The following is a 25,011-nucleotide window of genomic DNA, read 5'->3' as shown; positions in this document are numbered from 1 at the left end:
CATGGATCTCGCTAGCCTGCGTTTAATACGAAGGTGGCAGTACATGTTCGAGTGGTGACGGCAGATCGATGATGAACCTGATATCCGCGGCATTCGACGCCACAATCAGCTGGTAATCACCCGGTTCGGCGCGGAAGGCCCCGGCCTCGATGTCGAAATAAGCGAGATCGCGCGGCAGGATCTTCATTACGGCCGTCCCAGTCTCACCGGGCGGCAACGAAAGCTTTGCGAAGGCGCGCAGCTCCTTGTCCGGCCGCTCCACTCTGGACTTTGGCGAACGCACATAGAGCTGGACCAGTTCCGACCCGGCCCTGTCGCCGATATTGGTCAGATCGATGCTGACAGTCACGCCTTCGGCACCCATGTCGCTCGTCGACAGGCGCGGCTCACCCCAGCTGAAGCGCGTATATCCAAGGCCGAAACCGAAGGGGAAGAGCGGCTCGACAGCGCGTGTATCGTGGTGACGGTAGCCGACGAACACGCCTTCGGCATAGCGCACATACCCATCCTTACCCGGATAGACGGCTGGATCGCCCGTCATGGCGGAATTGTCGGCAAGCGTTTTCGGGAATGTCTGCGGCAGGCGTCCACCGGGCTCGACGTCGCCGAACAGGACATCGGCGACGGCATTGCCCAGCTCCTGCCCGGGATACCAGATCTGCAACACGGCGCGAACCTTGCCGAGCCAGGGCATTTCCACCGGGCCGCCGGTCTGCAGCACGACCACTGTGTTGGCGTTGACGGCCGCAACCCGCTCGATCAGCTCTTCCTGCCGGCCCGGAAGCCGCATGTCGGGCAGGTCCAAGCCCTCGGTATCCCATTCGCCGTCGCGGCCGACGAAGAGAAGCGCCACATCTGCATTCAGCGCCGTCTCGACGGCTTCCTGCATATCGGCCTCGCCCAAGGGCTTTTCGACGCCGAACCGAATGGCCGTGAGGTTGATCCCCTCCCCGTTCGCCACCGGGGGATCATACTCGACGGTAACGACATGGGCTCGGCCCGCATCGAGCGCCACCGTGCCGCGCTGTTCGTCATTGGCCGTGCCGAAATAGTTTTCGCCGCGTGTCCAGCCGTCATGGCCGTCGACCGTGAGCCTGCCATCGACGAAGAGCCGGGCCAGTCCGGCATTGGTCATGCCGAAGACATGATCGCCGCTCTCCTCCGGCACGAATTGCATCGTCATCCGCGCCGAAAAATCGGCGGGGTCGAGTTCGCCTGACGGCAGCTCGAACCAGAAGAACTCGCCCTTGTCGACGGTCTCGACGTGAAGCGGATTGCCCTGGCAACCACGCCCCTTGAAATATTCGACGGTGATCTTTCCCTTGGCCACCTCGATTAGACGGTTATGGCGGCAGCCGACGGCGTGGCTGACGCTGTTGGCATTGGAAAGGGCGGCTCGAATCCCTTCGAGTGGGCTGACCGTATAATGCGCCGCGATCTGCGCGCTGCCGCCGCCCATGACACGCGCGCTCGCGGCGTTGGGTCCGATGACGGCGATCCGGTCGAGCGATGTCTTGGCAAGCGGCAGCATGCCGTCGTTCTTCAAAAGGACCGCGCCTTCCGCGCCGAGACGCCGGATCAGCGCTCGGTCTTCCGGCAGGTCGACCGCCTGCTCCGTGAGGTCGGGCCTCTTCTCGAACGCGCCGACCCGCTCGAGCAGCAGCAGGATCCGCCGCGCCGCCGCCCGCACCGTGGCGGCTTCGACCTTGCCCTCGTGCACGGCGGCAACCAGCTTCTCGCCGCGATCGCGCGCCGGGCCGGGCATTTCGAGATCGAGACCGGCATTGATCGTCTCGGCCGTCGAATGCGAACCGAACCAGTCGGACATGACGATCCCGTCGAATCCCCATTCCTCGCGTAGCACCTTGGTCAGCAGCCACTCATGCTCGCTGGTATAGGTGCCGTTGAGGCGGTTATAGGAAGACATGACGGCCATAACGCCGGCGCGCCTGACAGCCTGTTCGAAGGGCGGAAAGTAGATTTCGCGCAGCGTCCGCTCGTCGATATCGGAAGACATGGTCTGCCGCTCGATCTCGGATTCGTTGCCGGCGAAGTGCTTGATCGTCGCCGCGATCCCCTGGCTCTGCACGCCCTTGATATAGGCGACGGCCAGTTCCGCGGTCAGCATCGGATCCTCGGAATAACATTCGAAATTTCGCCCGTTAAGGCCGGAACGATGGATATTCACCGTGGGCGCAAGCAGCACGGCGGCCCCTTTGCTCTTCGCCTGGTGGGCAAGCGCCACACCCATGCGCTCGACGAGATCGGGATTCCAGGTGGCGCCGAGCGCGATGGCCACAGGAAAGCAGGTCGCCTTGACGCCGCCGACCAGCGAGCCCGCGCCGCGGGCGCCATTCGGCCCGTCCGTCACCTTGATCTTCGGCACATCAAGACGCTCGACGGGAACAGTCGTCCAGAAATCAGCGCCAGACAGCAGCGAGACCTGCTCCTCGAGCGTCATCTTGTCGAGAATGGAATCGATCATGCAAACCTCCCCTTCAATGGAATTCGGGCATTGCGAAGTGCTGGCCGAGCATGCCCGGGCAATTCATCCGGTGGCGACGCCAACTTCTCTACGCACCAGGCAGTTCTTAAACCTACCGATTACTCGGTATTTTTAAGATGTCAACCGCCGAGCCGTGATATATGGATAGAGGGCGGGAGAAGGGGCAGGCGGAAGAGACGATGGCAGAATTTTTCGAACCGAAGACCGGACAGGAGGAAAAGCGACGGCGCCGATCTCGCAAGGGCGAAGCGCGCCGCGCGGAGATCCTGTCGGCTGCGATGCGGCGCTTTGCCGAAGACGGCTATCAGAATGCCGCCATCGGCGATGTGGCTCGCGACGTCGGCCTGTCGCTGCCCGGCCTGCTGCACCATTTCCCGACCAAGGTCGATCTCCTGCTAGGCATTCTGGACAAGCGCGATCTCGAATGTGAAAGCTACATCGGGCCCTATCGCTCCGATCTCCGCGGCCTGCTCAAGGGCATGGTCGGGGTCTTCCGCCGCAACGCCGAAATGATCGAGGTTATCAGGGCCTTCGCCATCCTGAATGCCGAGAGCCTGATGAAGGATCACCCGGCCAAAGCATGGTTTCTCGATCGCGCCACCCAGCTGCAGGACGACATCGCCGCGACCTTCGAAAGGGCCATCGCCGATGGCTCGATAGACCGCAAAATCGATGGCAGGGCGATGGCGGCCGAGCTGATCGCCGTGATGGACGGCCTTCAGATGCTCTGGCTGCGCGATCCCACCCGCTTCGATATGGTCGGCGGGTTGGAAGCCTATGTCAGCCGCCTGCTGGCGAGCCTTGGCCTGGAGGACTGAGTTTTGGCTTGCGACTCTGCGCTCGGGAGCCGGTCGCGGATGACGCTCCATCGGAAGATCTTTCATCCATCAAAGCGTGCCAACCAGGCCATAATGCGGCTTACAGCTTCGTAATAGCGCTGCCCGACAAGCAGACCGGTATGTGTCGTACCCCAGAGACCTAAATACTCGCTGCCGATGTGACGTGCTGTCGCCCGGCCTCGATGTTCATCGGATTCGTCGTTGATGGCGCAAATGACGAGGCTGGGACAGGCGATCTTCTCGCCTTTGATGGAAATCCCCTCCGCCCCGAAATGAAAGGAAAATGCGCTGAATGCCTTTGCAGATTCCATTGACAGGTACTTCCGCTGGAATTCGATATCCTCGAATGTTTCATCGACGCTGATTTGCTCGTCGCGCACGGGAGCAGGTACGACGAGGCCGGGCATTCGCAACGCGAGATCGCGATAGGGCGCCTCCGCGTGCACTTCCTTGCAAATGCTGGAATCGATCAAGACCAGCCCGGCAATCTTCACACTTTCCGCCAGTTTCTGGCTCAGGATTCCGCCCATGCTGAATCCGATCACGATGGGCGGGGTTCCACATTCTTTGATGATTTCGGCGATCACCAGCCGGATGTCTTCCAGGTAATCTTCAAACAGGATTTTTGTGAAATCCACCGACCTGCTTTTGTAGTGGCCCCGCAGGTTGACGCAATAAGAGTTCCATCCAGCCGATATGAAATGAGGAATGTATTTGCTCCACATCCAGCTCCCGGTAAAGGCGCCGTGGACGAAGAGCAAAGGCGGCCGAACGGACTGCCTCGAAGCGCTGTGCGCATGAAATATTTCGAGAAATAAGTCATTCTCTCCGATGTATTTTTCCGTGTGCTCGGGTCGTTCTTTTGCATAGTCCCGCATACCGCTCGCTCCTTTGATATTGGCTGGTCGCGCATCGAGACAGAGGATATTTTCTATGCAATATTGATCAATGGCACCTCGTGGCCGTACATAAAGGACAAAATATCTTCAATCAGGTGCTAATGTGGAGAGTCTCGCAAGCGTTGTCGCCTTCGTTCACGCCGTCGAACAGCAGAGCTATGTTGCAGCCGCTAGGGTTGCCGGAGTTTCGCCGTCCGCGATCGGAAAGGCAGTGGCGCGTCTCGAAAGCCGGCTGGGCGTGCGGCTCTTCAATCGGACAACGCGCAGTATCAGCCTGACTGAGGAAGGAGCGGTCCTCTACGAGCGCTACAAACGCATCATCGACGACATGGATGATGCAGAAGCCACAATCTCACGAAGCCGGGAACGTCCAAGGGGGCGCCTTCGCGTCAGTGTGCCGCATATCGTCGGGCACCATCTTCTTATGCCGATCCTGCCTATTTTTGCCGAGCAATTTCCGGAGATCGAACTGGACATCGATTTCGAAGACAAGGTGATAGACCTGGTGGCAGAGGGCCTGGATGTCGTCGTGCGGAGTGGCGAGCTCGCCGATGCTCGATTGATTGCCCGCCATCTTGGCGACCAGCATTTCGTCGTTTGCGGAAGTCCCGATTATTTCAACCGCCATGGACAACCGGAGACGCCGGATGACCTCTCCCAACATGCCTGCATTCACTTCAAATACCCGTCCAGCGGCCGGCTCGCACCATGGGCATTCCGCTCGCCATACGATCGGGTAATTTTCCCGAGAAGCCTTACATTCAACAATACGGACGCAGGGCTACGGGCAGCACGGGACGGTTTGGGGATCGCGCATCTGCCTGTCTACGTCGCAGAGCCCCCTACGCGAAGCGGGAGTTTGGTCCCCGTCCTGACCTCCTTCATGGTGCCGTATGGCTCGCTCTCGCTCGTCTGGCCGTCCAATCGTCAGCTTTCACCAAAAGTCCGCGCTTTCGTGGATTTTGTTGTTGCGAACTTTGCCGCCCGACCCGACGCTTTTCGACCAGCGCCAAGTTTGTCGCGATGATCGAGCTCGGCTGAATGCCGAAGCACGACAGCGCCACGCGTCCTTCTCACCGATTGGACATCATTCCCCCACCTATGACCGTGAGGTGCAAGGCATCGAGTATGGGGCCGAGCGCGGACAAGCGGATGAGATCCCATGCGGGGCCATCGGCCTCAATGCTGGCCGTAGCGCGATCATAGACGGCAACGCACTGCTTGTTGGTGATCCGGGACATGTAGAGAATGCCGTCGAAATCGGTGCGATCGTAGATTTCCTGACTGAGCCGGCGTCCGCTGGTCTGTGCCCTGGCTCGAACGGCATCTGTCGAAACCCCGAGCAGGTTTGCGCCTTCGTAGCGCAGGTCGAGCAGGAAAAGCGGACTGGGGTTTCGGATAACGGCGATCGAATAGCGGTCGAACTCCTCCCGCAGTATCAATCGCTCGGCCTTGCCTTGAAACCGGTCACGAACGATCGTCTCCGCGATCGCCGTCGCGGGATCCTGAGCGAGATAGAGCAACCGGAACTTATCCCTCGGGCTCGAAAACCGCGTCTTGCCGAAGCCCATACCGAGAGGCGTCGCGGCGTGAGCGCGCGAGATGATTCTGACATAGTCGGTGATGTCGGCGCGAACGGCGAGGCGCTGCAGGACGGCCTTGTCGAGCGTCATTGCGCGGAGAAATAGGTCTGGGCCGCGTCGACGACCTCGTCCGCATGATCCTGTTGCAAGAGGTTTATGGGCCTGCGCCCGCCCAGCATGGGATTCGGCTGGCTGAGCCAAAGCCATGCTACCCGCTGATTGGAAACGAGAGCGGCAATCGTTCCTATGCCCTTTGCCGGACGCCCGTCGATGAATTGTTCGATCGGATAGACGTGCTTCCTCGTTCCTTTCAGCAGCGCGATGACCTCGCCGGCATGCTGCCAGCGATTGAGGGTGGAGCGCGCAATTCCGAAATCGCGCTGGAGTTCATTTGCGCCGGCAACCGGCCCCGCCCAATCTTCGAGCTTGCGGGCAACCGCAAGCTCGTCCAGCAATCGCTCGCCTTCCTCCGCCGTGGCGATCTTCCCAAGCCCTTCGCCTTTGGAGGGTTCCACGGCCTTCGGAATTTCAAGCGCGATCTTGCCGCCATCAGGTGCATCGCTGAAGGACTCTACCAGACCACGAATGCGGCGGGTAAGTTCGCCCTGTCGCTTGCTGAGTTCGCGTCGCACGCTAACGGGAAGATCGACAATGGCCGCCGCCGCCGCTCCCGCAATTCTGGCGGACAGGGCAACCGAGCCGGACTCGAATGTAGCGTCGGCTCTCAGCACATCGGCGACTTTGGCGGCAACACGATCGGCAACCTGCGCCTGACGAGCACGACCCTGCTGCAAATGGGAACCAGCCATGAAACTATCTCCATTCTTAGAGGAGCTGATATAGTCTCAAATGGCCCATTTGTCCAGTTTGTCTCATTAATCGGCTTTTGCTCTATGGTGAGACCCCGCAACGCCTCGCGGCATCGAAGCGGCGAGGCGTGATCTCCCCGGAGGAACATCAGGCCTTTTGTAGCTTCCAGGTCCGGATTTCAAACGGCATGATGTCGGCTGGTCCCTTCCGCTCCATCGGCTCTTCGAGAATGTTCAGCGGCTGCGATACCTTCCATCCGGAAGGCAGGCTAAGGGCGAGGCTGCCGCGCCGGCCGGCCGGTTCGTAAAGACGCAGGATAAGCCCATCGCCCTCTTCCGCCGGCTTCAGGCCTGAGAAAGCGACGGGGATGCCGCTGGTCGCAAGCGGCGCGAAAGTGCCGGCGGAGAGGCCGCTGGATTCAGCCGAGACGAGCGGTTGGTTGAGATCAATCGCCTCGTCGAGAACGCCGCCTTCATGCCAGGCACCTTCATGCGGCATCAGCGCATAGGTGAAGCTCTGCTCACCTTCGTCGGCGAGCGGATCCGGATAGATCGGCCCGCGCACGAGGCTCATGCCGATCACGTTGCCGCGGGCGCTATGGCCGTATTTGGCATTGTTGAGCAGCGCGACTCCGAAATCCGGCTCGCTGATATCGACGAAGCGGTGCGCGACGGCCTCGAACATCGCCTGTTCCCAGGACGTATTCGTGTGCGTAGCCCGCTCGACGATGCCGAAGGCGCATTCGAAGGTCGCCTTGCGGGCCTGCGCGGCGACCGGGTTCAGGGTGCGCAGAAGTGTGCGGCGATCATGCCAGTCGATCGTTGTTTCGATGTCGAGCCGCCTGGCGTTGGCCGTCAGCACATAGGTCTGCGTGACGCTCGAATTCCGGTAACGGTAAACGACGCGGATCGCCGCGCGGTGCGGCCCTTCTTCAACGAGGGTGATACTGTCAGGCGCATCGAGGCGGATGGCCTTTTCGGCATAATCCGCGTCGATGTCCCAGGCGTCCCAGTTGCGCGGCTTGTCAGCCGGATAGACCCAGAGCTGATTTGCCGAGCCGTCGACCGCTTCCCGGCCCGATGCCTTGTGAATGAGGCTCACCACCGCCCCGTCCTTGCCGATGGCGACCGAGAGGTGGTCGTTTTCGAGATGGTCGTGACCTGCCTTCAGCCCGCCCGCCGGCTTGAGCGAGCCCTTGTCGAAAACCGCGACGGACAAGGGCGCGACGAGATCCGCGGTCGCGACGACCGTGCCGTTGGAGAGCGTTGCGCTGAGCGGCCTCGGCGCGAGGGACGGATTGACGACGACGAGGGCATCGCCAACCCCGCCCTTCGGCAGCTTGGCCGACAGCGCTTGCAATCCCCCCGCCTGTTCGGCCTTGGCATGTTCGATGACGCCGTCCAGTTCCTGCTCTGCATCCTGATAGACTTCGCGGATGCTCGAGCCCGGCAGAATGTCATGGAACTCGTTCTTCAGCACCACGCGCCAATCCGACTCGAGGCTTCGGGGCCTGCCTGCTCCGAGCATATGCGCCAGCGAAGCGATGGTTTCCGCGGTGATCAGCGCCCGTTCGGCCCGGCGGTGCTTGCGCTTGACGCCGCTTTGCGACGTCAGCGTGGCGCGGTGCAGTTCGAGATAGATTTCGCCATCCCACACCGGAAGGTTCTTTTCCCCAGCGGTGCGGTGTGCCTGCTCGTAATAGCTTTTGACGGTGCCCCATCGCGCCTGCGGGATAGCCGGGAAATCGCGCAACTGCACTTCGCGCTCGACCATCTCCGGCGTGACGCCGCCGCCGCCATCGCCGTAACCGACGGCCAGAAGCGAAGTATCGTGCTGCGTCTTGCCGCGGAAATTCTTCCATGTCGGCACGTAACAATCGGGTTGCACGAAGCCGTTATAACCCTGCATCGGATTGTCGAACGTATGGGTCAGCACCCGGCTGCCGTCGAGGCCCTTCCACCAGAAGAGATCGGAGGGAATATGGTTGGTCTCGCTCCAGTTGACCTTGATCGTGAAGAAGCTGTCGATGCCACCCTGTCTCAGGATTTGCGGCAACGCGCCGGAAAAGCCGAAGCAGTCCGGCAGCCAGCAGACCGTATGGCGGGTGCCGAAGGTCTTTTCGAAATAGCGCTGGCCATAGAGAACTTGACGGGCGAGGCTTTCGCCGGTCGGCATGTTCGTGTCGGGCTCCACCCACATGCCGCCGACGGTTTCCCACTTTCCGTCCACGACCTTCTTCTTGATGCGCTCGAGAAGCGCCGGGTCTTCTTCTTCCATCTGCGCGTAATAATGGGCGGTCGATTGACTGAAGCGGAAATCGTCGGAGCGTTCCATCAGCGAGAGCGCCGTATTGAAGGTGCGCCGCATTTTCCGCCGTGTCTCGCGATAAGGCCAAAGCCAGGCGAGATCGATATGCGCATGGCCGGTCAGCAGCAATTCTCCGTTCGGGGGAAAGCGCTTCTGCAGCTCCTTCAACCGCGCCGTCAGAGCCTTGAAGGCTGCGGCTGCCGAGCCGCTCTGCTCGTCTGTGAGGCCTGCCGGATTAACCTCAAGTTCCGGCAGTTCCCAGATCTTCTGCTGCATGACGGCGCTGGATGTGCGGGAGATATAGGCCGCCGTATCCGACGGCCAGTCGAGGCTGCGCAACGCATGCTCGGCGGCATCCATCAGGTGCGGCACGACTTCATGCTCGCCCAGCACCTCGATTGCCTCAGAAACCTGCTTCAACAGAAGATGCAGGCGATGAGCCGGTCCATCGAGCCAGATAAACCGCGCCTTGTTGAGCTTGGGCGCTCGATTGGGCTCGCCGAACGGAAAGCGGGCGACGGTTTCTGTTGCGATCGAGAAGCGGCGGCCCTTCACCGGGAATTCCTGATGATAGGGATCGAGACCGAATGTTTCCGTCTCGCCATCGGGATAGCTCAGCGTAATCAGGCTCTCGCCGCCGAGATCGAGCTGCAGGCGAATATCTGCGAGAGGCCACGCCTCCGGCGCTTCAGCAGTGGCGGCAAAATGCACCACCGCCTGGCGGTGCGGCCAATCCTGGTGATGTGCGATCGGCTCGCCCTCGAAAGTCCAGCCGTCGATCGTAGCACTTTGTCGATCTCGCCAATGCGCCAACTCGGCAATGCGAACTTTCAGACGATCGAGGCGCTGGGCAATGGTCAGAGGCATGGCTTATCCTGTTGAAAATCGACGGCTGGCAATCTTGTCGTCATGCTTTTGGGGTCGTGGTCATGGTTTTGGGGGAGATGAAGATGGCGCGACCGACATCGCGATTGCCCGGCCCCTCCTCCAAGCGGGCTTGCAGAGTCTTAGATTAAGTAACTTTGATTTGGCGTCAAGCCCGGAAGAAGTGAACCGGGGTTTACCGGGTGTCACCGTGACGCCATGTTCTTGCGAAAGCTTGCTTGCTCGACCAGACGCTCTCGTGCGTGAGGTTAGATTACGAGGAGCACACCGAAAGTCGCTCCACCAAATTGCAGGACATAACTCGACTGCTCGGGCAAACTTCGCTTCCCGCCACCACGCTATTCAACAATTCCGCACCTTGCAGACCGAGATCGTAATATGGCAAAGCGGCAGTGGTCAGCTCCGGCCTCAGCGCCAGGGAAACCGTCCGGAAATCGTCAAAGCCGACAATACTGACATCCTCGGGAATCCGAAGACCCATTGCCATCGCCGCGATGTAGACTTGGATCGCCATTTCGTCGTTGCCGCTCATGATTGCGGTCGGTCGATCCTTTTGTTGAAGCATCTCGGTGGCGGCAGCAAAAACGTAATTCTTCTCTGCTCCAACCGGTCCTTCCATGCCTAGACGGATACTAAGGTCGCTCTCCGCAAGGCCAAAGTCTCCGGTGGTTTTGCGGAAAGCATCGAGGCGCAGTTCCGCGCCAAGCAAAATGGGATTGAGTCGGATGTAGCCGATCTTTCGATGGCCCCTTTCAAGCAGATAGCGTGTCAGATCCTGCGCACCCTGGTAGTCATCGGGTTCGATTGACGGCAACAATTCGCTCGTGCGAGGTCGACAGTTGATCATGACTGTGGGGATACCGACGTCGCCGGTTTCGGGGTCAACGATGCGATGGTACATCGTTACGTAGAGAACACCGTCAATGCGGTGCGATTGGAACATTTTCCAAATTTTAATTTCCTGCTCGGACGCACCGCCGGTGTTTGCCATCAGGATGGTCTTGCCGTTGGCATTGGCCCAATCCTGGATCCCGCGAACGATATCCACTGAATAAGGCGTCGTCGACACGTAGTCAGCGATGATACCAAATGTGTTGGAGCGACTTGAGCGTATTTGGCGCGCGGCCATATTGGGCACATATCCGAGGTCTCGAATTGCCCTTTCGACCCTCTCCCTCGTTTCCTCGGTCACATATGGTTCGCCGTTGATAACGCGAGACACAGTTTTGTTGGAAACCCCCGCCACTTTCGCGACGCTGACTATGCTCACCATCTACGCCAATCTCCTTGTCGGGATTCGTTTTAAACCAGACGCATGACAACGTCGACATATTTTTCTGACAACGTCGTCATTCCATATTGACAACGTCGTCATACGAGGACTACCTTCGCACCAAGAAGGAGGGCTCAGTGCAAGTGCAGCGAGCCGACAGGGAGGAATCAATGAAGAAATTGCTTGGTGCCAGCGCACTCGCGCTTGTTTTCATGGCCGCCACTGCCAATGCCGAAACCATCAACATTCTGGTGGAAGGCGGCGGCGAAATGTTGCAGAAGGCGGTCGCCGAGAAGTTTACTGCCGAAACAGGCATCAAGGTGAACTTCACGACCGTTCCCTATCAGGGTGTCTTTGACAAGTTCTCGGCCGAAATCGCCTCAGGCTCTTCCGCGTTCGATGTCGTGACGATCGACGTCGTGTGGAATGCGAAATTTGCAAGCCACGTCGAGGATCTCTCGGCTCTTTTCACCGATGCGGTTCGCGCGGATCTGCCGCCTTCCTTGCTTGCCGATGCGAAGGTCGGTGACAAGCTGATCGGCATGCCTGCCTGGGCCAATGCCGAGATCGTGTTCTATCGCAAGGATCTGTTTGATAAGGCTGAGGAAAAGGAGGCTTTTCAGGCCAAGTATGGCTATCCTCTCGCGCCGCCCAAAACCTGGCAGCAGTGGCGCGACATTGCGAAATTCTTCACGCGTGACACCGACGGCGATGGAAAGACTGACTTCTGGGGCACCGACACCATCGGCACGTTTTCAGAGGAATGGATGGCGCATGTGCTGCAGGCGGGTTCGCCAGGGGTGATCCTCGATAAGGACGGGCAGGTCATTATCGACAACGAGGCGCACAAAAAGGCACTTGAATTCTACATCGCGCCGCACTGCATTGATCATTCCGTTCCTGAAAATGTGAACGAAATCGGCTGGGGCGAGGCGCAGAACCTGTTCTACCAGGGCAAAACAGCCATGATGAAGTTCTGGGCGCACGCCTACAAGATGACGCCTCCGGATTCAAAGGTCAGCGGCAAAGTCGGCGTGGTGCCAATGCTGGCCGGCGACGCCGGGGTCGCCGCTGTTCCCGGGCCTTGGTACAACGTCGTTCCTTCGACATCGCAGCACAAGGATGCAGCGAAAAAATTCATCTCGTTTGCTATCGCCAACAATGCCCTGGGTATCGAAGCTCCCCTCGGCCTTGCCGCGACGAACTCCGCCTATCGCAGCTATTCAGGCAAGGCCGGCTATGAGCACTTCCCTCCACTTCTTGAGACGCTGAGCGCGCCTACCACCCAGGGCCGGCCGATCAATGAAAAATATCAGGAAATCGTCGATGAAGCTGTTCTCCCGGCTATCCAGCAGGCGCTGACCTGCAAGGCGGATGTCGGCGAGGTCCTGACGGAAGCCAAGGAAACGATCGAGGACATTCTCAACTAGCCTCGTACATTCCTCCACATCGTGGGGCAAAATATGCCCCGCCCTTAGCTTTCGGAGACGGACATGTCGGGTGAAGACCGATTTGTGCTTTGCATGCTCGCGCCTGCAGTCGCCATCCTTGGCGTGCTGGTCGCTTACCCGGTGGGGCTCCTGGTCTTCGACTCCTTTTTCAAGGTCGATACGATCACGCCTCATATACGCGAATGGGTCGGGCTGCAGAACTATGTCGATGCCTTGACGTCGAAACGTGTCATGGAAAGCGCTCTGCGGACCGGTCAGTATTCGCTCTTCGCGCTGTTTTTCGAGTTCACGTTTGGCTTCTGTGCGGCGCTGCTTTTTTCGGCGCTCGCCGGTCAATCGCGCTGGCATCGCACGATCTTCGCTCTGCCGTTGATGGTTCCGCCGATCGTCGCGGGTCTACTCTGGCGCTTTCTGCTCGTCGGCAATATCGGCATTCTGAACTACGGGCTCGTTCGTTTGGGTCTGATAAGCGATCCAGAAGCGATCGCATGGTTGTCCAGCGAAGATATCGTCATTTATTCTGTTTCCTTTGCCGACATCTGGCTGACGACTTCCTTTGTCGCGCTTGTGTCCTATGCCGGGCTGACGAACATCCCGAAAGACCTGCTGGAGGCAGCGCGGATCGACGGGGCGAATGCGCTCAAGCGCTTCTGGCATGTCACCCTTCCCCTCATGCGGCCGGTGATCGCCGTCGTGGTGATCGTGCGGGGCGTGGATGCTGCAAAGACATTCGACCTGATCTGGATACAAACGCAGGGTGGTCCCAGTCATGCTTCCGAAGTGTTCTCTATGAACATCTACCAGCGCATGGTTCGGTTCGGCGATCTCGGCGAGGCTTCCGCGTCCGGAACATTGTTCCTCATCGTCATGATGCTTTTGGCGGCAGTCGCCTATTGGAAGATATGGAGGCCGGTCCATGCGTAGAGCTCGCCGCCTCAATCTCAGCGGAATCCTGATCAACGCGGCAGCCCTCGTGTTGGTGCTATCCTACGCGCTGCCATACATCTATCTCCTGATGACCTCCATCAAGCCCGCGGCTGATGTGCAGCAGATCCCGCCAAGCTTCTTTCCGGCCGTTGTCTCGTTCGAGAACTTCCGCGAAGTGCTGCGATCCTCCACTTTGCCGAGAGCCTTCGTCAATTCCTTGACCGTCGCGGTGCTGACGACGGCTCTCTCGCTTTCGGTGGCCGTGCCTGCCGCTTACGTCGCCACGCAGTACCGGCGCCGGATCACCACCATTTTCCTGCTCTTCGCACTGGTGACGCGCATGGTGCCATCGGTGGCGCTAGGAGTTCCGCTGTTCCAGCTTTTGAAGTCACTGGGTCTGCTCGATACCATTCCAGGCCTGGTCCTCGCCCACACGTCGGCCGCGGTACCACTGGCACTGTTGCTCATGTCCGCGTTCTTCGAGGGCATACCGCGGGAGCTCGAAGAAGCGGCGCGCATGGATGGCTGCACACGATTCCAGGCGTTTCGAAAGATTGTGCTTCCGGTCATGACAGGGGGGATAGCGGTCACCGCGCTCTTTACCTTCATCACAAGCTGGAACGAGTTCCTCTACGCGCTGCTGTTGACATCGGAGGCGACCAAAACGGCGCCGATCGTCATCGCCGAATACAATTCGGTCTATGGGCTTGCCTGGGGGGCGATGACCGCCGCAGCCGTCCTCTACTCGCTGCCGGTCATCATCGTAACGCTCGCACTGCAAAAACAAATCGTCGGCGGCCTGACTTTCGGCGCTGTAAAGGGATGAGGGAGGCAAAGGCATGGCCGGCATAGAACTGCGCAATATCAACAAGGTCTACGGAAACAGGTTTCACGCTCTGCACGATCTGAGCTTCGACGTCAGGGATGGCGAGTTCATGGTGTTCGTCGGTCCGTCAGGATGCGGAAAGTCGACGGCGCTTAGGATGATTGCTGGCCTGGAAAGCATTACGAGCGGTGAACTCAGGATCGGTGACAGGCTAATCAACGATGTCGATCCCAAGGATCGCGACATCGCCATGGTCTTTCAGTCCTATGCGCTCTACCCGCACAAGACGGTGCGGGAGAACATTGCCTTCCCCTTGCTGATGGCAGGCCTGCCGAAGACCGAGATTGCCAGCCGCGTAGACGAAGCCGCACGCATCCTTGAACTGACGACTTTGCTCGACCGCAGGCCGGCACTCCTTTCAGGAGGCCAGCGTCAGCGTGTCGCCATGGGACGGGCGATCGTCCGCAAACCAGCGGCCTTCCTGATGGATGAACCGTTGTCGAACCTCGATGCCAAGCTGCGCGTTCAGATGCGCGCCGAGATCGCCAGTCTCCAGAGAAAACTGAATGTCACGACGATTTACGTGACCCACGACCAGGTCGAGGCGATGACGATGGGTGACCGCGTCGCTGTCATGAAAGGCGGTGTGCTGCAGCAAGTCGACACACCGCAAAACCTGTACAATCGTCCTGACAATGTCTTTGTCGCCGCCTTTATCGGATCGCCCTCGATGAATTTGTACGAGGCCGTTCTGAACGGGAGGACGCTGACCCTGGGCAGCAACAGCCTAGAAATCCCCGACCGGGTTTTCGAAGACCGGCCCTCGCTCAACGGTGCGTCCAACCGTCAGGTCATTGTCGGTATCCGGCCCGAGCATATGAACGATGCCGCAATCCGGCCCTCTTCGGCCGAGATCTCGGCCCCGGTCACTCTTGTCGAGGCGCTAGGTTCTGAATCCATGGTGCATCTGAATATCGACGCCACCCGTGTGGATGCCGGCGACCCGGACGCCGTCGCCGACATCGGCAACGAAAAGGCTGCTGTAGCCCGTTTTTCTCCGAAGAGCACAGTCCGCGCAGGTGACATCGCGCGCATCGCTGTCGATGCCGAGGAACTCCATTTCTTTGAACCGGACGTCCGTACCAGCATCTGGTGATGGTGCGCAGGATCTTGCTCAAAACTCGAACAAGAGAGCCGATTGAACGCATTTCCCCAGGCGGTTTGCGAGCAACAAGCCAATCAAGAACATCGGCCTACTCTCGCTGTGGAGTAGGAAATGGCCGAGGAGACATTAGTAATGGTAAGTGAAAACTTTTACGACGTAACACAATATCCCTTAGGCAACCCCTATGAGGATATTGGATCGGTCATCAATAGCATCATTGCAGATATTAAAAGCAGGCAAGCGGTTTCCGACCAGAATGACGGCGGGAAGCCTGGAGCAGTGATCTATATTCCGCCAGGCGATTATCGTCTTGTCACCCAGGTCGTGATAGACGTGAGCTATCTGAAGATTGTCGGCTCAGGACATGGCTTTACGTCTTCGAGCATCCGTTTCAACACACCTGCAGACGAGCTTGCACAGTGGCGCGAAGTGTGGCCGGGCGGAAGTCGCATACGTGTGGACATGTCTCCGCACGCCGCCGGCGAGGCTGCCGGCGCCGCGTTTTATGTCAAGCGCACCGGCAATCCTCGCATAAGCTCTGTGGAGTTTGCAGATTTTTGCATCGATGGCCTGCACTTCATGGACGACGGTTCGGGGCAGAATGATGCGGAAAATTCCTACAGGAATGGCAAAACGGGAATCTATGTGGGCAGCGCCAATGACTCATTCCGAATAACAGGGATGGGCCTCATCTATCTGGAACATGGAGTGACTGTTTATGACGCGGATGCGCTGGCGATAGACAATAATTTCATTGCAGAGTGCGGCAACTGTATCGAATTGAAAGGTATGGGCCAGGCCTCGAGGATAGCGAATAATTTTGTCGGAGCCGGATATATTGGACATTCCGTCTACGCTGAAAATTACGGCGGCATCCTGGTCTCGTCAAACAACGTCTTCCCCCGAGGCGCCAGCAGCGTCTATTTTTCCGGCGTCGTGCGTTCCTCGATTACAGGAAACAGATTCCATTCCTTCTATCCCGGAATGCTGGTTTTTGCTGCGAATTGCTGCGAAAACCTGGTCTCCTCAAATCACTTTCTGCGAGATCGCGAGCCGTGGGCGCCCATGCAGAAGTACGATAACGGCCTGGATGACCTGTTCGGACTCTTGCACATTGATGGCAGCAACAATTCGGTCATCGCCAACCACATTTCAGAAACGATCGATACTCAATATATCAAGCCTCTCGCCGCAAAGCCTGTGATCATCAATGTCGTTTCCGGCAGCGGCAACTACATCGCCAATAATCACATCGTGGCCACAACCGAAATGTCGCAGATCAACGACGCACCAAACAGCGCCTGTTTTTCAACGCAAGTGGGCGCATTGCTTTCAACGGACAATTTGAAGGCGCTCGAGGTAACGGCAGTACGGGTGCAAAGGGGTTCGGTGCGGAATACAGTTCTGGATTCAGGCAGTGTCGAACAGGTCGAGATGGACAGAACAGCGAATGCTTTCAGGGGCACTCCAGTTCCCGGGCAATCGTCGGCAGAGTTTCACTAGATCGAGCATAGCTAGGCCGTCGGTCGAAAATCCAGTGACTATTCGGAGTTGTGTTCATGGCGAACCAAACGGACCGGGAAGATGACCCGTTGATGAAGCAAAACCTGTTCCTACCCTCTGGGTACTGCTTGGAATTTTGGGCCGCGGGCGACGGCTTTTTTCGTATCGACATTGACGGGAAAACGGTTTGGCAGGTTCGGTCATTTGCCATCCATCCGGAGTTTTTCAAATATCACCACAGGGAAGCTTGCGAGGTCACCATTGTCACCAATGCGCCGGACGCTGTTCTGTGGGCCTATGGGTATCAGCCTCAAACCGTGAACGAGACCGGTATAACAGTGTTTGAATTCTCGGAAAAAGGGATCCTTCAACGCACCGGCGCGGAAATTGAAGATTGGCTTCGGTCCGATCCGGATCGTCCTGCGCTTCATTTCTCGCCAATCCGGCATTGGATGAACGACCCCGTAGGTCTCTGCAAGATCGACGAGCTATGGCACCTTTTTTATCAATTCCATCCGAGCGGCAGTGATTGGGGACCGATGCACTGGGGACATGCGACCAGCCGCGATCTGGTCAATTGGCTTCACATGCCGGTATTTCTGCATCCAGAACAGAACCTGTGGCGTCTCGGCGCCACAGGAGGCGCATTCTCCGGCAATGCCTTTCGGGATCGAGATGGAAGTTTGATGTTCTTTTACACCGAGCGCCTGCCCGCCTATGACCTTTTCGAAGGCTATCGGGAAATTCAGAAAATAGCTCGCCCAGATCGGCTGATGATCAAGGCGGAAGGCATTGTGACGGTGTTGGAAGAGCGTCCCGACGGTGTCGAGCACGACTTCCGCGATCCAAAAGTTTGGTGGGATGACACAGCCAACGCCTATCGCATGATACTCGGCGCATCGATCGAAGGCGATCCCGCGGTGTTGTTGTTCGGCTCCGCCGATGGCCTCGATTGGCAATATCTCAGGCCGCTCTACCGTGCACCGGCTAATTTCCGCCAAGAAGGCGCGCGTGCGGTGGAATGCCCGGATTTCTTTCGGCTGGAGGAAAAGTGGGTTCTGGTGATGGGTTTTGTTGGCCATGTCGAGCCACGAACACGGCGCCACAATCTCCTTTATGCCCTGATCGGCGAGTTTATCGACGACTGCTTCGTACCCGACATGCCGGAACTGCAATTGCTGGATTTCGGCACCGATTATTATGCGATGCAGAGTTTCGAAGCGGGAGGGCGCCAGATCGCCTTTGCCTGGCTTTTCAATTGGGAATATCGCAAGCCCGAGGGCTCAGCCTATTCCGGGGAGATGTCCCTACCACGTGTTCTAAGTTTGAGTGAAGACAGGAAGAGGCTGCGCATGCTGCCGACGATCGAAGTCGACGATCACTTTGCCGCTGACCCTATCGTCGAGGACCAAAGCGGCAAATTCTCGCTACCGATGGCTGCCATTGAAATCCGCCTTTCCGGAGCCCTGGAAGGCAGCAAGGTCGTTGCGACGCAGGGCGGCGAACTTGCCTTCGAGGTGGGCGTCGCTGGCGGTATCCTCTCGATCCGGCTCGCCCAGGACGACGGCTCGATCCATTACGTGGCGGAGCTTGGCGACGGAAAGGACCTTCGTCTGTTTCATGACCGTGGAATCGTCGAGATCTTCGCCGATGGCGGAACTGTTTGTGGAACCCGTCGCGGCTACGCGAACATCAACCCCGATTACCTGGAAATCTCATCGTCCGCTTCAACGCGGGTGCTGGAAAGGGATGTGAAACGCTGCTGTGCTGCCATGAGCTATTGAATGAAACGCTTGGGCCTTCACGGAATAACGAGATCTTGATCGACAACAACAGTTATCGACACTTCCGCCGGCCCTATTTGACCGAGAATTGCACTGATATCGCAGATTTCAGGCAGCGCTGGGGAGGGTGGGATGCTTCAAGTCCGCAAATTATTGACAGCCGCGACAGCCGTCATCGTGGTTGCCGTATCGTCGTCATCCTGCACGACGACCTCGAATGACTCGATGCAAACCGGCTCGGTTGGATATACCGGCGCCGACTATTCGCTCAGACCTGCCTGCCGCGATGGATTCGGCAACGATCATCCTTGCAGCTATTAGCGACCGATAGAGTGAAGCTCCGATTGCCGTGTAGTTTCGACGATCTGTTGACGCATTTTGCGGCATTCGCCCCGCGCGCTTCGTCAGCGCCGTGATGGCCCTGACCCCGATTGATAGGACGTTCAGCCCAAAAAGCGGCTGCTAAGCCCGGCTTTCCCATAGCCCGAGGATGAAGTACACAACCGAGGTGGTGCTTTAGGAAAGACAGTCATGCGGTATCTTCGGTCAGGGCCGCGTCGGCTTCAAACCCAGGACATGGGCGCCCCGCGCGCAAAAATGGTCGGTCTGCGGTCCGGTGAAATTGCCGATCGAAATATTCGCGTCATCCTGGAAGCCATCCGCCGCCATGGCCCGGTGACGCGGATGGAGCTTGGCCGGCATTGCGGCCTGACCGGCCCCGGCATTACCAATATTCTCCGCCGATTGGCCGAGGAGAAGCTCGTCACCTCCAACCGTCGCAATGGCGTTGGCGGAGGGGCCACCGCTACCGAGTTTGCCTTGCGCCCGGAAGGCGCGTTCTCGATCGGCGTCAAGCTTCGCCAAAGGCGTGGCGAGGCCGTGCTCATCGATCTGAGTGGCCAGGTCCATGACCGGGTCTATATCGAGCTGGTCCCCGCTGACAAAGTCGGCGTGCTGCATGCGGCCGTCAGGGATATGGTCGATCGCCACGCCGCCTTGCCGATCATCGGCCTTGGCATCGCCGCCAACGACTGGACGGAGGATCAAAGCAATCAGATCGCCGCGATGTCGACGATCGCGCGACCCTATGTCGAGAACGAGTGCACGGCGAGCCTTCTCGCCGAACGCACGATCGGCAGCTCCGGCCGGGAAGGCGGACTTGCGATGATCATCATCGACGACGACGTTCAGGCCGGCTTTCTCATTCGCGGTATTCCCTATTCCGGCGTGCATGGCCGGGCGGGCAGTATCGGCGAAATGCTGACCGGCCCGGACAATGTCCAATTGAACACCGTCGTCGGCTTCGAGTCGCTGCGATCACGGATCGGCGAGCAGGACTTCACCCGCCTGCTGAAGGGCGAAGAATTCTCCTCACCGTCACTGTCGCAATGGATACGGGAAGCCGCCGGCCATCTGCTCGACCCGATCATCGCCATGGCCGGGTTCCTTGCCCCTAGCGTCGTCATGATCGGCAGCGACCTGCCGCAGGGCGTGATCGAAGCGCTGATCCATCAGCTTTCCATCGAGCGGCGCGATACCTCGACGAGGCCGTTGCTGACGCCCTGGATTTCTCCGATGAAACCCGCGAGCTTCAGCGGCGGCGGCGTTGCGCTCGGTGCAGCACTCCTGCCCTTCCTCAACACTTTGCTGCTGCCGCCTGCCTCGGCATGATGCATGTTGCCTCAGACGAGGGCTTCATCGGTGTGGCTGAGATCGGAGGCCAGGGCCTTGTCCAGGATTTTCTGGATATTGGCCGCCCGCCGGAACGAAGGTTCCTGGGTCCTGCCGGCCCGCACGGCCTGGACGAAACGCTGGTAGTTCGTCTCGACCGGCTCGAAGGGGACGTCACGCCAGGTTGCCGTGTGCACGTCTTCGCCTAGACAGGCGCGAAGCGTCGATTTTCCGGTATCGTAGATCATCTCGATCGAGCCGGTTTCGCCATAGACCCTGAGGCGCAGCTGATCCATCTGTCCGGCCGCCGTGCGCGTCGCCTGGATCGTCCCGATCGCCCCGCCGAAGAAATCGACATTCATCGTAAAGCTGTCATTGGCATCGAGATCATATTCGCCGATCTTGTGGCCCGGCGCCTTGTCGAAGGTCTTCAGCCGCGCGAAAACGTGAGCAACGTCGAGCCCGGAACCGTATGATGCAAAATCGACGATATGAATTCCGATATCGCCGAGCGCGCCGTTGGATCCGTGCTTCTTGCTCAGCCGCCACAGCCATTTGCTTTCGGTTTTCCAGTCGCCCCAATGGCGACCGACCAGCCAGCTTTGAAGATGGGAGGCCTCGACATGCCTGATCTCCCCGATTTCGCCGGCAAGCACCATCTGCCGGCCTTTCTGAAGGGCAGGCGAATTGCGATAGGTGAAATTGACCATGCCGACCTTGCCCGATCGCTCGATGGCCTCGGTCATCTCCATGGCCTTGACCGCATCGGTGGCGAGCGGCTTTTCGCAGAAGACGTGCTTGCCGGCGGCGATGGCCTGAAGCGTCGTCGGATGGTGAACGCGGTCCGGCGTGACGTTTGCCACTGCGTCGAACTCGCCCCAGGCGAGAGCATCCTCAAGGGTCGTGAAATGGTTGGCGATGCCATGTTCGGTGCAGAAGGCCGCGAGCCTTTCCGGGACGACATCGACGCCGCCCACGACGCTGACGCCTTCGATTGCCTTGAAGTTGGCGGCATGCTGGTTGGCCATTCCGCCGGTACCGAGAATGAGTAAACGCATCTTATCCTCCATGGAATTAACGTCCCCGCCGCAGTTCAGCCGGGGCAAAACCGCACCCACGCCATCGCAGCCATCCGCGATCGCCTCGTGCTCTCTTCAGGAAAATTGCGGTGGATGCGCCGCGCGTCCCACAGGACGCTCCATCACCTTTACGGCGCAGATCCTTTTCCGAAAATCGATCTCGATTTTCGGAAACTGTGCGCTAGCTGCTGTTGATTGTCGCCAGCATCTCAACCTCCCAGGTTCTGGCCTCCCAAGCTGTGGCTTGACATCAAATCAAAGTAACTTAATCTAATTAATGCAGCACGGAAATGAGGAGAGGTCAACTGACCGCCAGGCTGTATCCGTTCAAAATGGGGAGGAGACCCATCATGAAGAGCGCCACCGTCAGCGCATTTGCGCTGAGCACTATGTTATTTTCAGCATCCGTTTCATTTGCCCAGGAACTTGCCACGAAGGACAGGATCGGCCTTGCCGATGCGCCAAAATCCCTCGTCGTCCGTCTGACGAACGACAGTCCCAACAATTCGGATCCGGCGATCGCCGAGGGCTATCAGAAGCTCTTCGTCGATTTCATCAAGAAGCATCCGGACTGGAAATTGCAGATGCAATTCATGTCCTCGGACATCGGCACGGAACAGGCCAAGATGCTGGAGCAGGCCAAGGCCGGCAACGCGCCTGACTGCGCTGCTGTCGACTCCTTCGTCCTCTCGCAGTTCATGGTCAATCATGTCCTTGCGGACTTCACGCCGTATTTTTCGAAGGAAGAAGTGGACGACCTGTTCCCCTTCATCCGCAGCGGCATCACCGATAAGGACCAGACGGTCCGCGCCTGGTGGTGGGATACGGACCTTCGTGTGCTCTACCGCAACAAGTCGATCGTTGCCGATGCGCCGCAGACATGGGACGACCTGAAAAAGGCCGCGCTCGCCTCCACCAAGGAAGGCATGGAAGGCGTTCTCTTCAACGGCGGGCGCTGGGAAGGGACGACATTCGACTGGCTCGCGAATTATTGGGCGCTGGGCGGCAAGCTCGTCGACGACTCGGGCAAGCCGGTATTCGGCGAAGGCGAAAACAAGGAGAAATTCCTGAAGGCGCTGAATTATTTCAAGGATCTCGTCGATTCCGGTGCCGCGCCCAAGCGCGTCAGCACGATCGCGAATTACGACGATATGAATGCTGCGGCCGCAGCGGCGACGACGGCGCTCTTCATCGGCGGCAACTGGCAATATGCGCAGCTGAAGGCCACGCTCGACGAGGACGAGTTCAACAATTGGACCTTCTCGCCGATCCCCGGCCCCAGCGCCGATCAGCGTTCGACCGGCACCGGCGGCTGGACGATCGCCTCCTTCAGCAAGGACAAGGACAAGGTCGAGATGTGCGCCAACCTCGCACGCGAGGTCTATATGGGACCGGCAAACGCGCTGCAGCAGCAGTTGCCGACCAGGAAATCACTGTTCGACAAATATGAGGTCTTCTCCACCGAAGCCAACAAGACCTTCGCCAAGGCTCTGGTCGACGGACAGGCACGCCCGGGTGTGCCGATCTATCCCGAAATCTCCAACCAGATCCAGATCATGATGGGCGACGTGCTTTCGGGGACGAAAAAGCCGGAAGACGCCTTGAATGCCGCCTTCAATGCGGCGCTGGAGGCTTACAAGCGTCTCTAGTGCTTCCGACCGTGACGGCGCCTGCCCGCCAGGCGCCGTCGACATTGCGAAACCCCGCACAGAGAAGCCAATGAGCCCCATTGCCATCGAGGCTGATAGCCCGCCTCAAAGCAGAACGTTCATGCGCCGTTTCGCCGGTGCGCCCCTGCCCTGGATCATGCCCGTGATCGTCGTCATCGGCATCTTCTACCTTTACCCCGTCATCGACGTTTTCAGGCTTTCATTCACCAATGCCACGCTGATCGGCGACAGTCAGGATTATACGCTGGGGTCGATCACCAATGCGTTGAGCTCGCCGCAGCTGCCCGACATTTTATGGGCGACCCTGATCTTCGTCGGCGGCAGCGTCATCGGTCAGCAGATCTTGGGCCTTGCGGTCGCTGTCGTGGTCATCCGCGGCGAAAAGCGCGGCCTGTTCGGCACCACCATTCTGAGGACGACGGCGCTGGTTGCCTGGGTCGTTCCGGGAATTGCCGGCGGCATCATCTGGCAGATGCTCTTTTCCGAAGCGCCTTATGGTGCGCTGAACAGCATTCTGAGGCTGATGCACATGCCTGTTGTCGCCTGGCTCTCGGATCCTGCTATTGCGCCGTGGTCCACCCTCATTTCCAATATATGGCGCGGCACCGCATTTTCGATGGTCGTCATGTATGCGGCTCTGAAGTCGATCGATCCCTCGCTCTATGAAGCGGCGGAGGTCGACGGCGCGACGGCATCACAGCAGTTTTTCTTCGTCACGCTTCCGCAGCTGCGCGCGGCGATCCTCGTCAACATGATCCTCATTACGATCCAGACGGTGAATACCTTCGATGCGATCATCACGCTGACGGGCGGCGGTCCGGGGCGTGCGACCGAGGTCATCTCGCTCTACGTCTTCAATATCGTCTTTAGAAACTACGACCTGTCCGGCGGCAGCGTGCTCTCCGTGCTGATGCTGATCATCAGCCTCGGGCTCGCCTTCGTCTATGCGTCGTTCCTGCCGAAGGAGGAAGAGCAATGAGCGGGCGGACCGGAACGCGGCTCGGCGATGCCATGAGCTATCTGTTCATGCTGGTAATGTTCGTATTCTTCGCCGGCCCCCTTACCTATCTCCTGTCGATGGCGATGCGCGACAAGCGCGAGATCTATCGCGGCGCGGCGCGATATATTCCAAACAATCCCACCATCGACAACTTCATCACCGTTCTCAACAACAGTTACTTTCCGATCTATCTCTGGAACGGCCTCAAGCTTGCCGCCCTCAGCGGACTGGGCGTCCTGATCGTCGCACTGCCCGCGGCATACGCCTTTTCCCGATTTCAATTCCGGGGCAAGGGCCTGTCGATGATGGGGCTGCTGCTCTTCCAGATGATCTCGCCGCTCGTCATTATGGTGCCGCTCTACCGCTACATGAACCGCCTCGGCCTGCTGGATACGCATTTTGCCGTCGTCATGGTCTATATCGCACTTGGCGTTCCGCTGGCGACCTGGCTCCTGAAGAGCACGGTCGACGGCATTCCGCGCAGCCTCGACGAGGCGGCCATGATCGATGGCTGCAACAGGTTTTCCGTCTTCTGGCGCATCGTTCTGCCATTATCGGCGCCGGGCATAGCCTCGGTCTTCATCATCACGGTGATTGCCGGCTGGTCGCAATTTCTGGTGCCTTTTCTGTTGCTCACGAAAAATGATCTGATGCCGATCGGCGTCGGGATCTTTAACTTCCGCGGCATGCAGACCGACTCGTCCATCCAGCTGCTTGCCGCCGCCTGCCTGATCGCGGTCGTTCCGGCGATCGTCGCCTTCCTGTCGCTCCAGCGGCTGATCCTCGGGGCAATGACCAGCGGCGCGGTCAAGGGATGAGGAGCGGTTCAGTCT

21 protein-coding genes are annotated in these 25,011 nt (G+C 58.8%); 14 read left to right on the top strand and 7 right to left on the bottom strand.

The features are described from left to right. Window positions 1-22 precede the first annotated feature (22 nt). Window positions 23-2,485: a beta-glucosidase gene (locus J3P73_RS25595; RefSeq protein WP_027688117.1), complete on the bottom strand. Its 2,463-nt coding sequence runs from the start codon at window positions 2,483-2,485 to the stop codon at window positions 23-25. Between the two features lie 200 nt (window positions 2,486-2,685). On the opposite strand from J3P73_RS25595, the gene J3P73_RS25590 reads away from it, so the two are divergent. Then, the gene (locus J3P73_RS25590; protein WP_027688118.1) at window positions 2,686-3,324 is read left to right on the top strand and encodes a TetR/AcrR family transcriptional regulator; all 639 of its coding nucleotides are present in this window, start codon (window positions 2,686-2,688) and stop codon (window positions 3,322-3,324) included. 62 nt (window positions 3,325-3,386) lie between these two features. Here J3P73_RS25590 and J3P73_RS25585 read toward each other — a convergent pair whose 3' ends face one another. Then, a complete protein-coding gene (locus tag J3P73_RS25585; protein WP_027688119.1) occupies window positions 3,387-4,223 on the bottom strand; it encodes an alpha/beta hydrolase in 837 nt (278 codons plus the stop codon). A 124-nt stretch (window positions 4,224-4,347) separates the two neighbouring features. On the opposite strand from J3P73_RS25585, the gene J3P73_RS25580 reads away from it, so the two are divergent. Beyond that, on the top strand, window positions 4,348-5,271 hold the full coding sequence (locus J3P73_RS25580; protein ID WP_130687378.1) for a LysR family transcriptional regulator: 924 nt from the start codon (window positions 4,348-4,350) through the stop codon (window positions 5,269-5,271). Window positions 5,272-5,317: 46 nt separating this feature from the next. On the opposite strand, the gene J3P73_RS25575 is transcribed toward J3P73_RS25580, so the two are convergent. The 4 genes from J3P73_RS25575 to J3P73_RS25560 all read right to left on the bottom strand — a co-directional run bounded on the left by J3P73_RS25575 (window position 5,318) and on the right by J3P73_RS25560 (window position 11,102). Beyond that, entirely contained in the window at window positions 5,318-5,917 is a 600-nt protein-coding gene (locus J3P73_RS25575) for an RES family NAD+ phosphorylase (RefSeq protein WP_130673659.1), read from the bottom strand. Beyond that, window positions 5,914-6,636, bottom strand: a complete 723-nt coding sequence (locus tag J3P73_RS25570) for an antitoxin Xre/MbcA/ParS-like domain-containing protein (RefSeq protein ID WP_207580026.1) — start codon at window positions 6,634-6,636, stop codon at window positions 5,914-5,916. Before J3P73_RS25570 ends, J3P73_RS25575 begins: the two co-directional genes overlap by 4 nt. Before the next feature lie 148 nt (window positions 6,637-6,784). Continuing rightward, the gene (locus tag J3P73_RS25565; protein ID WP_130687379.1) at window positions 6,785-9,811 is read right to left on the bottom strand and encodes an alpha-mannosidase; all 3,027 of its coding nucleotides are present in this window, start codon (window positions 9,809-9,811) and stop codon (window positions 6,785-6,787) included. A 271-nt stretch (window positions 9,812-10,082) separates the two neighbouring features. Next, complete coding sequence (locus J3P73_RS25560) at window positions 10,083-11,102, bottom strand: LacI family DNA-binding transcriptional regulator (protein ID WP_130663263.1); 1,020 nt, start codon at window positions 11,100-11,102, stop codon at window positions 10,083-10,085. Between the two features lie 170 nt (window positions 11,103-11,272). Here J3P73_RS25560 and J3P73_RS25555 point away from each other — a divergent pair, with 170 nt between their 5' ends. From J3P73_RS25555 to J3P73_RS25520, 9 genes are all read left to right on the top strand, one after another. Next, a complete protein-coding gene (locus J3P73_RS25555; RefSeq protein WP_024321588.1) occupies window positions 11,273-12,532 on the top strand; it encodes an ABC transporter substrate-binding protein in 1,260 nt (419 codons plus the stop codon). Between the two features lie 63 nt (window positions 12,533-12,595). Further along, the gene (locus J3P73_RS25550) at window positions 12,596-13,477 is read left to right on the top strand and encodes a carbohydrate ABC transporter permease (RefSeq protein ID WP_018480416.1); all 882 of its coding nucleotides are present in this window, start codon (window positions 12,596-12,598) and stop codon (window positions 13,475-13,477) included. Beyond that, window positions 13,470-14,306, top strand: coding sequence for a carbohydrate ABC transporter permease (locus J3P73_RS25545; RefSeq protein ID WP_018480417.1), 837 nt, complete (start codon window positions 13,470-13,472; stop codon window positions 14,304-14,306). Before J3P73_RS25550 ends, J3P73_RS25545 begins: the two co-directional genes overlap by 8 nt. A gap of 13 nt (window positions 14,307-14,319) precedes the next feature. Continuing rightward, complete coding sequence (locus J3P73_RS25540; RefSeq protein WP_018480418.1) at window positions 14,320-15,462, top strand: ABC transporter ATP-binding protein; 1,143 nt, start codon at window positions 14,320-14,322, stop codon at window positions 15,460-15,462. 141 nt (window positions 15,463-15,603) lie between these two features. Further along, a complete protein-coding gene (locus tag J3P73_RS25535) occupies window positions 15,604-16,974 on the top strand; it encodes a NosD domain-containing protein (protein ID WP_130687470.1) in 1,371 nt (456 codons plus the stop codon). A 92-nt stretch (window positions 16,975-17,066) separates the two neighbouring features. Next, window positions 17,067-18,758 carry a GH32 C-terminal domain-containing protein gene (locus J3P73_RS25530; protein ID WP_130687471.1) on the top strand — a complete coding sequence of 564 codons (1,692 nt, stop codon included), beginning with the start codon at window positions 17,067-17,069 and terminating at the stop codon, window positions 18,756-18,758. Between the two features lie 35 nt (window positions 18,759-18,793). Next, entirely contained in the window at window positions 18,794-18,979 is a 186-nt protein-coding gene (locus J3P73_RS25525; RefSeq protein WP_163856979.1) for a hypothetical protein, read from the top strand. Next, a complete protein-coding gene (locus J3P73_RS37680) occupies window positions 18,891-19,079 on the top strand; it encodes a hypothetical protein (RefSeq protein ID WP_018480421.1) in 189 nt (62 codons plus the stop codon). The genes J3P73_RS25525 and J3P73_RS37680 overlap by 89 nt, the downstream gene beginning before the upstream one ends. Window positions 19,080-19,289: 210 nt before the next feature. Further along, window positions 19,290-20,429, top strand: a complete 1,140-nt coding sequence (locus tag J3P73_RS25520; protein WP_130687380.1) for an ROK family transcriptional regulator — start codon at window positions 19,290-19,292, stop codon at window positions 20,427-20,429. Between the two features lie 11 nt (window positions 20,430-20,440). Here J3P73_RS25520 and J3P73_RS25515 read toward each other — a convergent pair whose 3' ends face one another. Further along, a complete protein-coding gene (locus J3P73_RS25515) occupies window positions 20,441-21,487 on the bottom strand; it encodes a Gfo/Idh/MocA family protein (RefSeq protein WP_024321594.1) in 1,047 nt (348 codons plus the stop codon). A gap of 371 nt (window positions 21,488-21,858) precedes the next feature. Here J3P73_RS25515 and J3P73_RS25510 point away from each other — a divergent pair, with 371 nt between their 5' ends. From J3P73_RS25510 to J3P73_RS25500, 3 genes are all read left to right on the top strand, one after another. Beyond that, on the top strand, window positions 21,859-23,157 hold the full coding sequence (locus J3P73_RS25510; protein ID WP_024321595.1) for a type 2 periplasmic-binding domain-containing protein: 1,299 nt from the start codon (window positions 21,859-21,861) through the stop codon (window positions 23,155-23,157). A gap of 70 nt (window positions 23,158-23,227) precedes the next feature. Beyond that, the gene (locus J3P73_RS25505; protein ID WP_130673654.1) at window positions 23,228-24,157 is read left to right on the top strand and encodes a carbohydrate ABC transporter permease; all 930 of its coding nucleotides are present in this window, start codon (window positions 23,228-23,230) and stop codon (window positions 24,155-24,157) included. Then, entirely contained in the window at window positions 24,154-24,996 is an 843-nt protein-coding gene (locus J3P73_RS25500) for a carbohydrate ABC transporter permease (RefSeq protein WP_018245496.1), read from the top strand. Before J3P73_RS25505 ends, J3P73_RS25500 begins: the two co-directional genes overlap by 4 nt. Window positions 24,997-25,011: the final 15 nt, after the last annotated feature.

The organism is Rhizobium ruizarguesonis, assembly GCF_017357285.1.
In the GTDB taxonomy this organism is placed as follows: Bacteria; Pseudomonadota; Alphaproteobacteria; order Rhizobiales; family Rhizobiaceae; genus Rhizobium; species Rhizobium ruizarguesonis.
This window is presented reverse-complemented; position numbering and strand designations above follow the sequence as displayed.

Excerpts from the sequence above, each read along its gene's own strand:
- J3P73_RS25595 (WP_027688117.1), bottom strand. The coding sequence starts at position 2,485 with ATGATCGATTCCATTCTCGACAAGATGACGCTCGAGGAGCAGGTCTCG.
- J3P73_RS25590 (WP_027688118.1), top strand. The coding sequence starts at position 2,686 with ATGGCAGAATTTTTCGAACCGAAGACCGGACAGGAGGAAAAGCGACGG.
- J3P73_RS25585 (WP_027688119.1), bottom strand. The coding sequence starts at position 4,223 with ATGCGGGACTATGCAAAAGAACGACCCGAGCACACGGAAAAATACATC.
- J3P73_RS25575 (WP_130673659.1), bottom strand. The coding sequence starts at position 5,917 with ATGACGCTCGACAAGGCCGTCCTGCAGCGCCTCGCCGTTCGCGCCGAC.
- J3P73_RS25570 (WP_207580026.1), bottom strand. The coding sequence starts at position 6,636 with ATGGCTGGTTCCCATTTGCAGCAGGGTCGTGCTCGTCAGGCGCAGGTT.
- J3P73_RS25565 (WP_130687379.1), bottom strand. The coding sequence starts at position 9,811 with ATGCCTCTGACCATTGCCCAGCGCCTCGATCGTCTGAAAGTTCGCATT.
- J3P73_RS25560 (WP_130663263.1), bottom strand. The coding sequence starts at position 11,102 with ATGGTGAGCATAGTCAGCGTCGCGAAAGTGGCGGGGGTTTCCAACAAA.
- J3P73_RS25555 (WP_024321588.1), top strand. The coding sequence starts at position 11,273 with ATGAAGAAATTGCTTGGTGCCAGCGCACTCGCGCTTGTTTTCATGGCC.
- J3P73_RS25550 (WP_018480416.1), top strand. The coding sequence starts at position 12,596 with ATGTCGGGTGAAGACCGATTTGTGCTTTGCATGCTCGCGCCTGCAGTC.
- J3P73_RS25545 (WP_018480417.1), top strand. The coding sequence starts at position 13,470 with ATGCGTAGAGCTCGCCGCCTCAATCTCAGCGGAATCCTGATCAACGCG.
- J3P73_RS25540 (WP_018480418.1), top strand. The coding sequence starts at position 14,320 with ATGGCCGGCATAGAACTGCGCAATATCAACAAGGTCTACGGAAACAGG.
- J3P73_RS25535 (WP_130687470.1), top strand. The coding sequence starts at position 15,604 with ATGGTAAGTGAAAACTTTTACGACGTAACACAATATCCCTTAGGCAAC.
- J3P73_RS25530 (WP_130687471.1), top strand. The coding sequence starts at position 17,067 with ATGAAGCAAAACCTGTTCCTACCCTCTGGGTACTGCTTGGAATTTTGG.
- J3P73_RS37680 (WP_018480421.1), top strand. The coding sequence starts at position 18,891 with ATGCTTCAAGTCCGCAAATTATTGACAGCCGCGACAGCCGTCATCGTG.
- J3P73_RS25520 (WP_130687380.1), top strand. The coding sequence starts at position 19,290 with ATGCGGTATCTTCGGTCAGGGCCGCGTCGGCTTCAAACCCAGGACATG.
- J3P73_RS25515 (WP_024321594.1), bottom strand. The coding sequence starts at position 21,487 with ATGCGTTTACTCATTCTCGGTACCGGCGGAATGGCCAACCAGCATGCC.
- J3P73_RS25510 (WP_024321595.1), top strand. The coding sequence starts at position 21,859 with ATGAAGAGCGCCACCGTCAGCGCATTTGCGCTGAGCACTATGTTATTT.
- J3P73_RS25505 (WP_130673654.1), top strand. The coding sequence starts at position 23,228 with ATGAGCCCCATTGCCATCGAGGCTGATAGCCCGCCTCAAAGCAGAACG.
- J3P73_RS25500 (WP_018245496.1), top strand. The coding sequence starts at position 24,154 with ATGAGCGGGCGGACCGGAACGCGGCTCGGCGATGCCATGAGCTATCTG.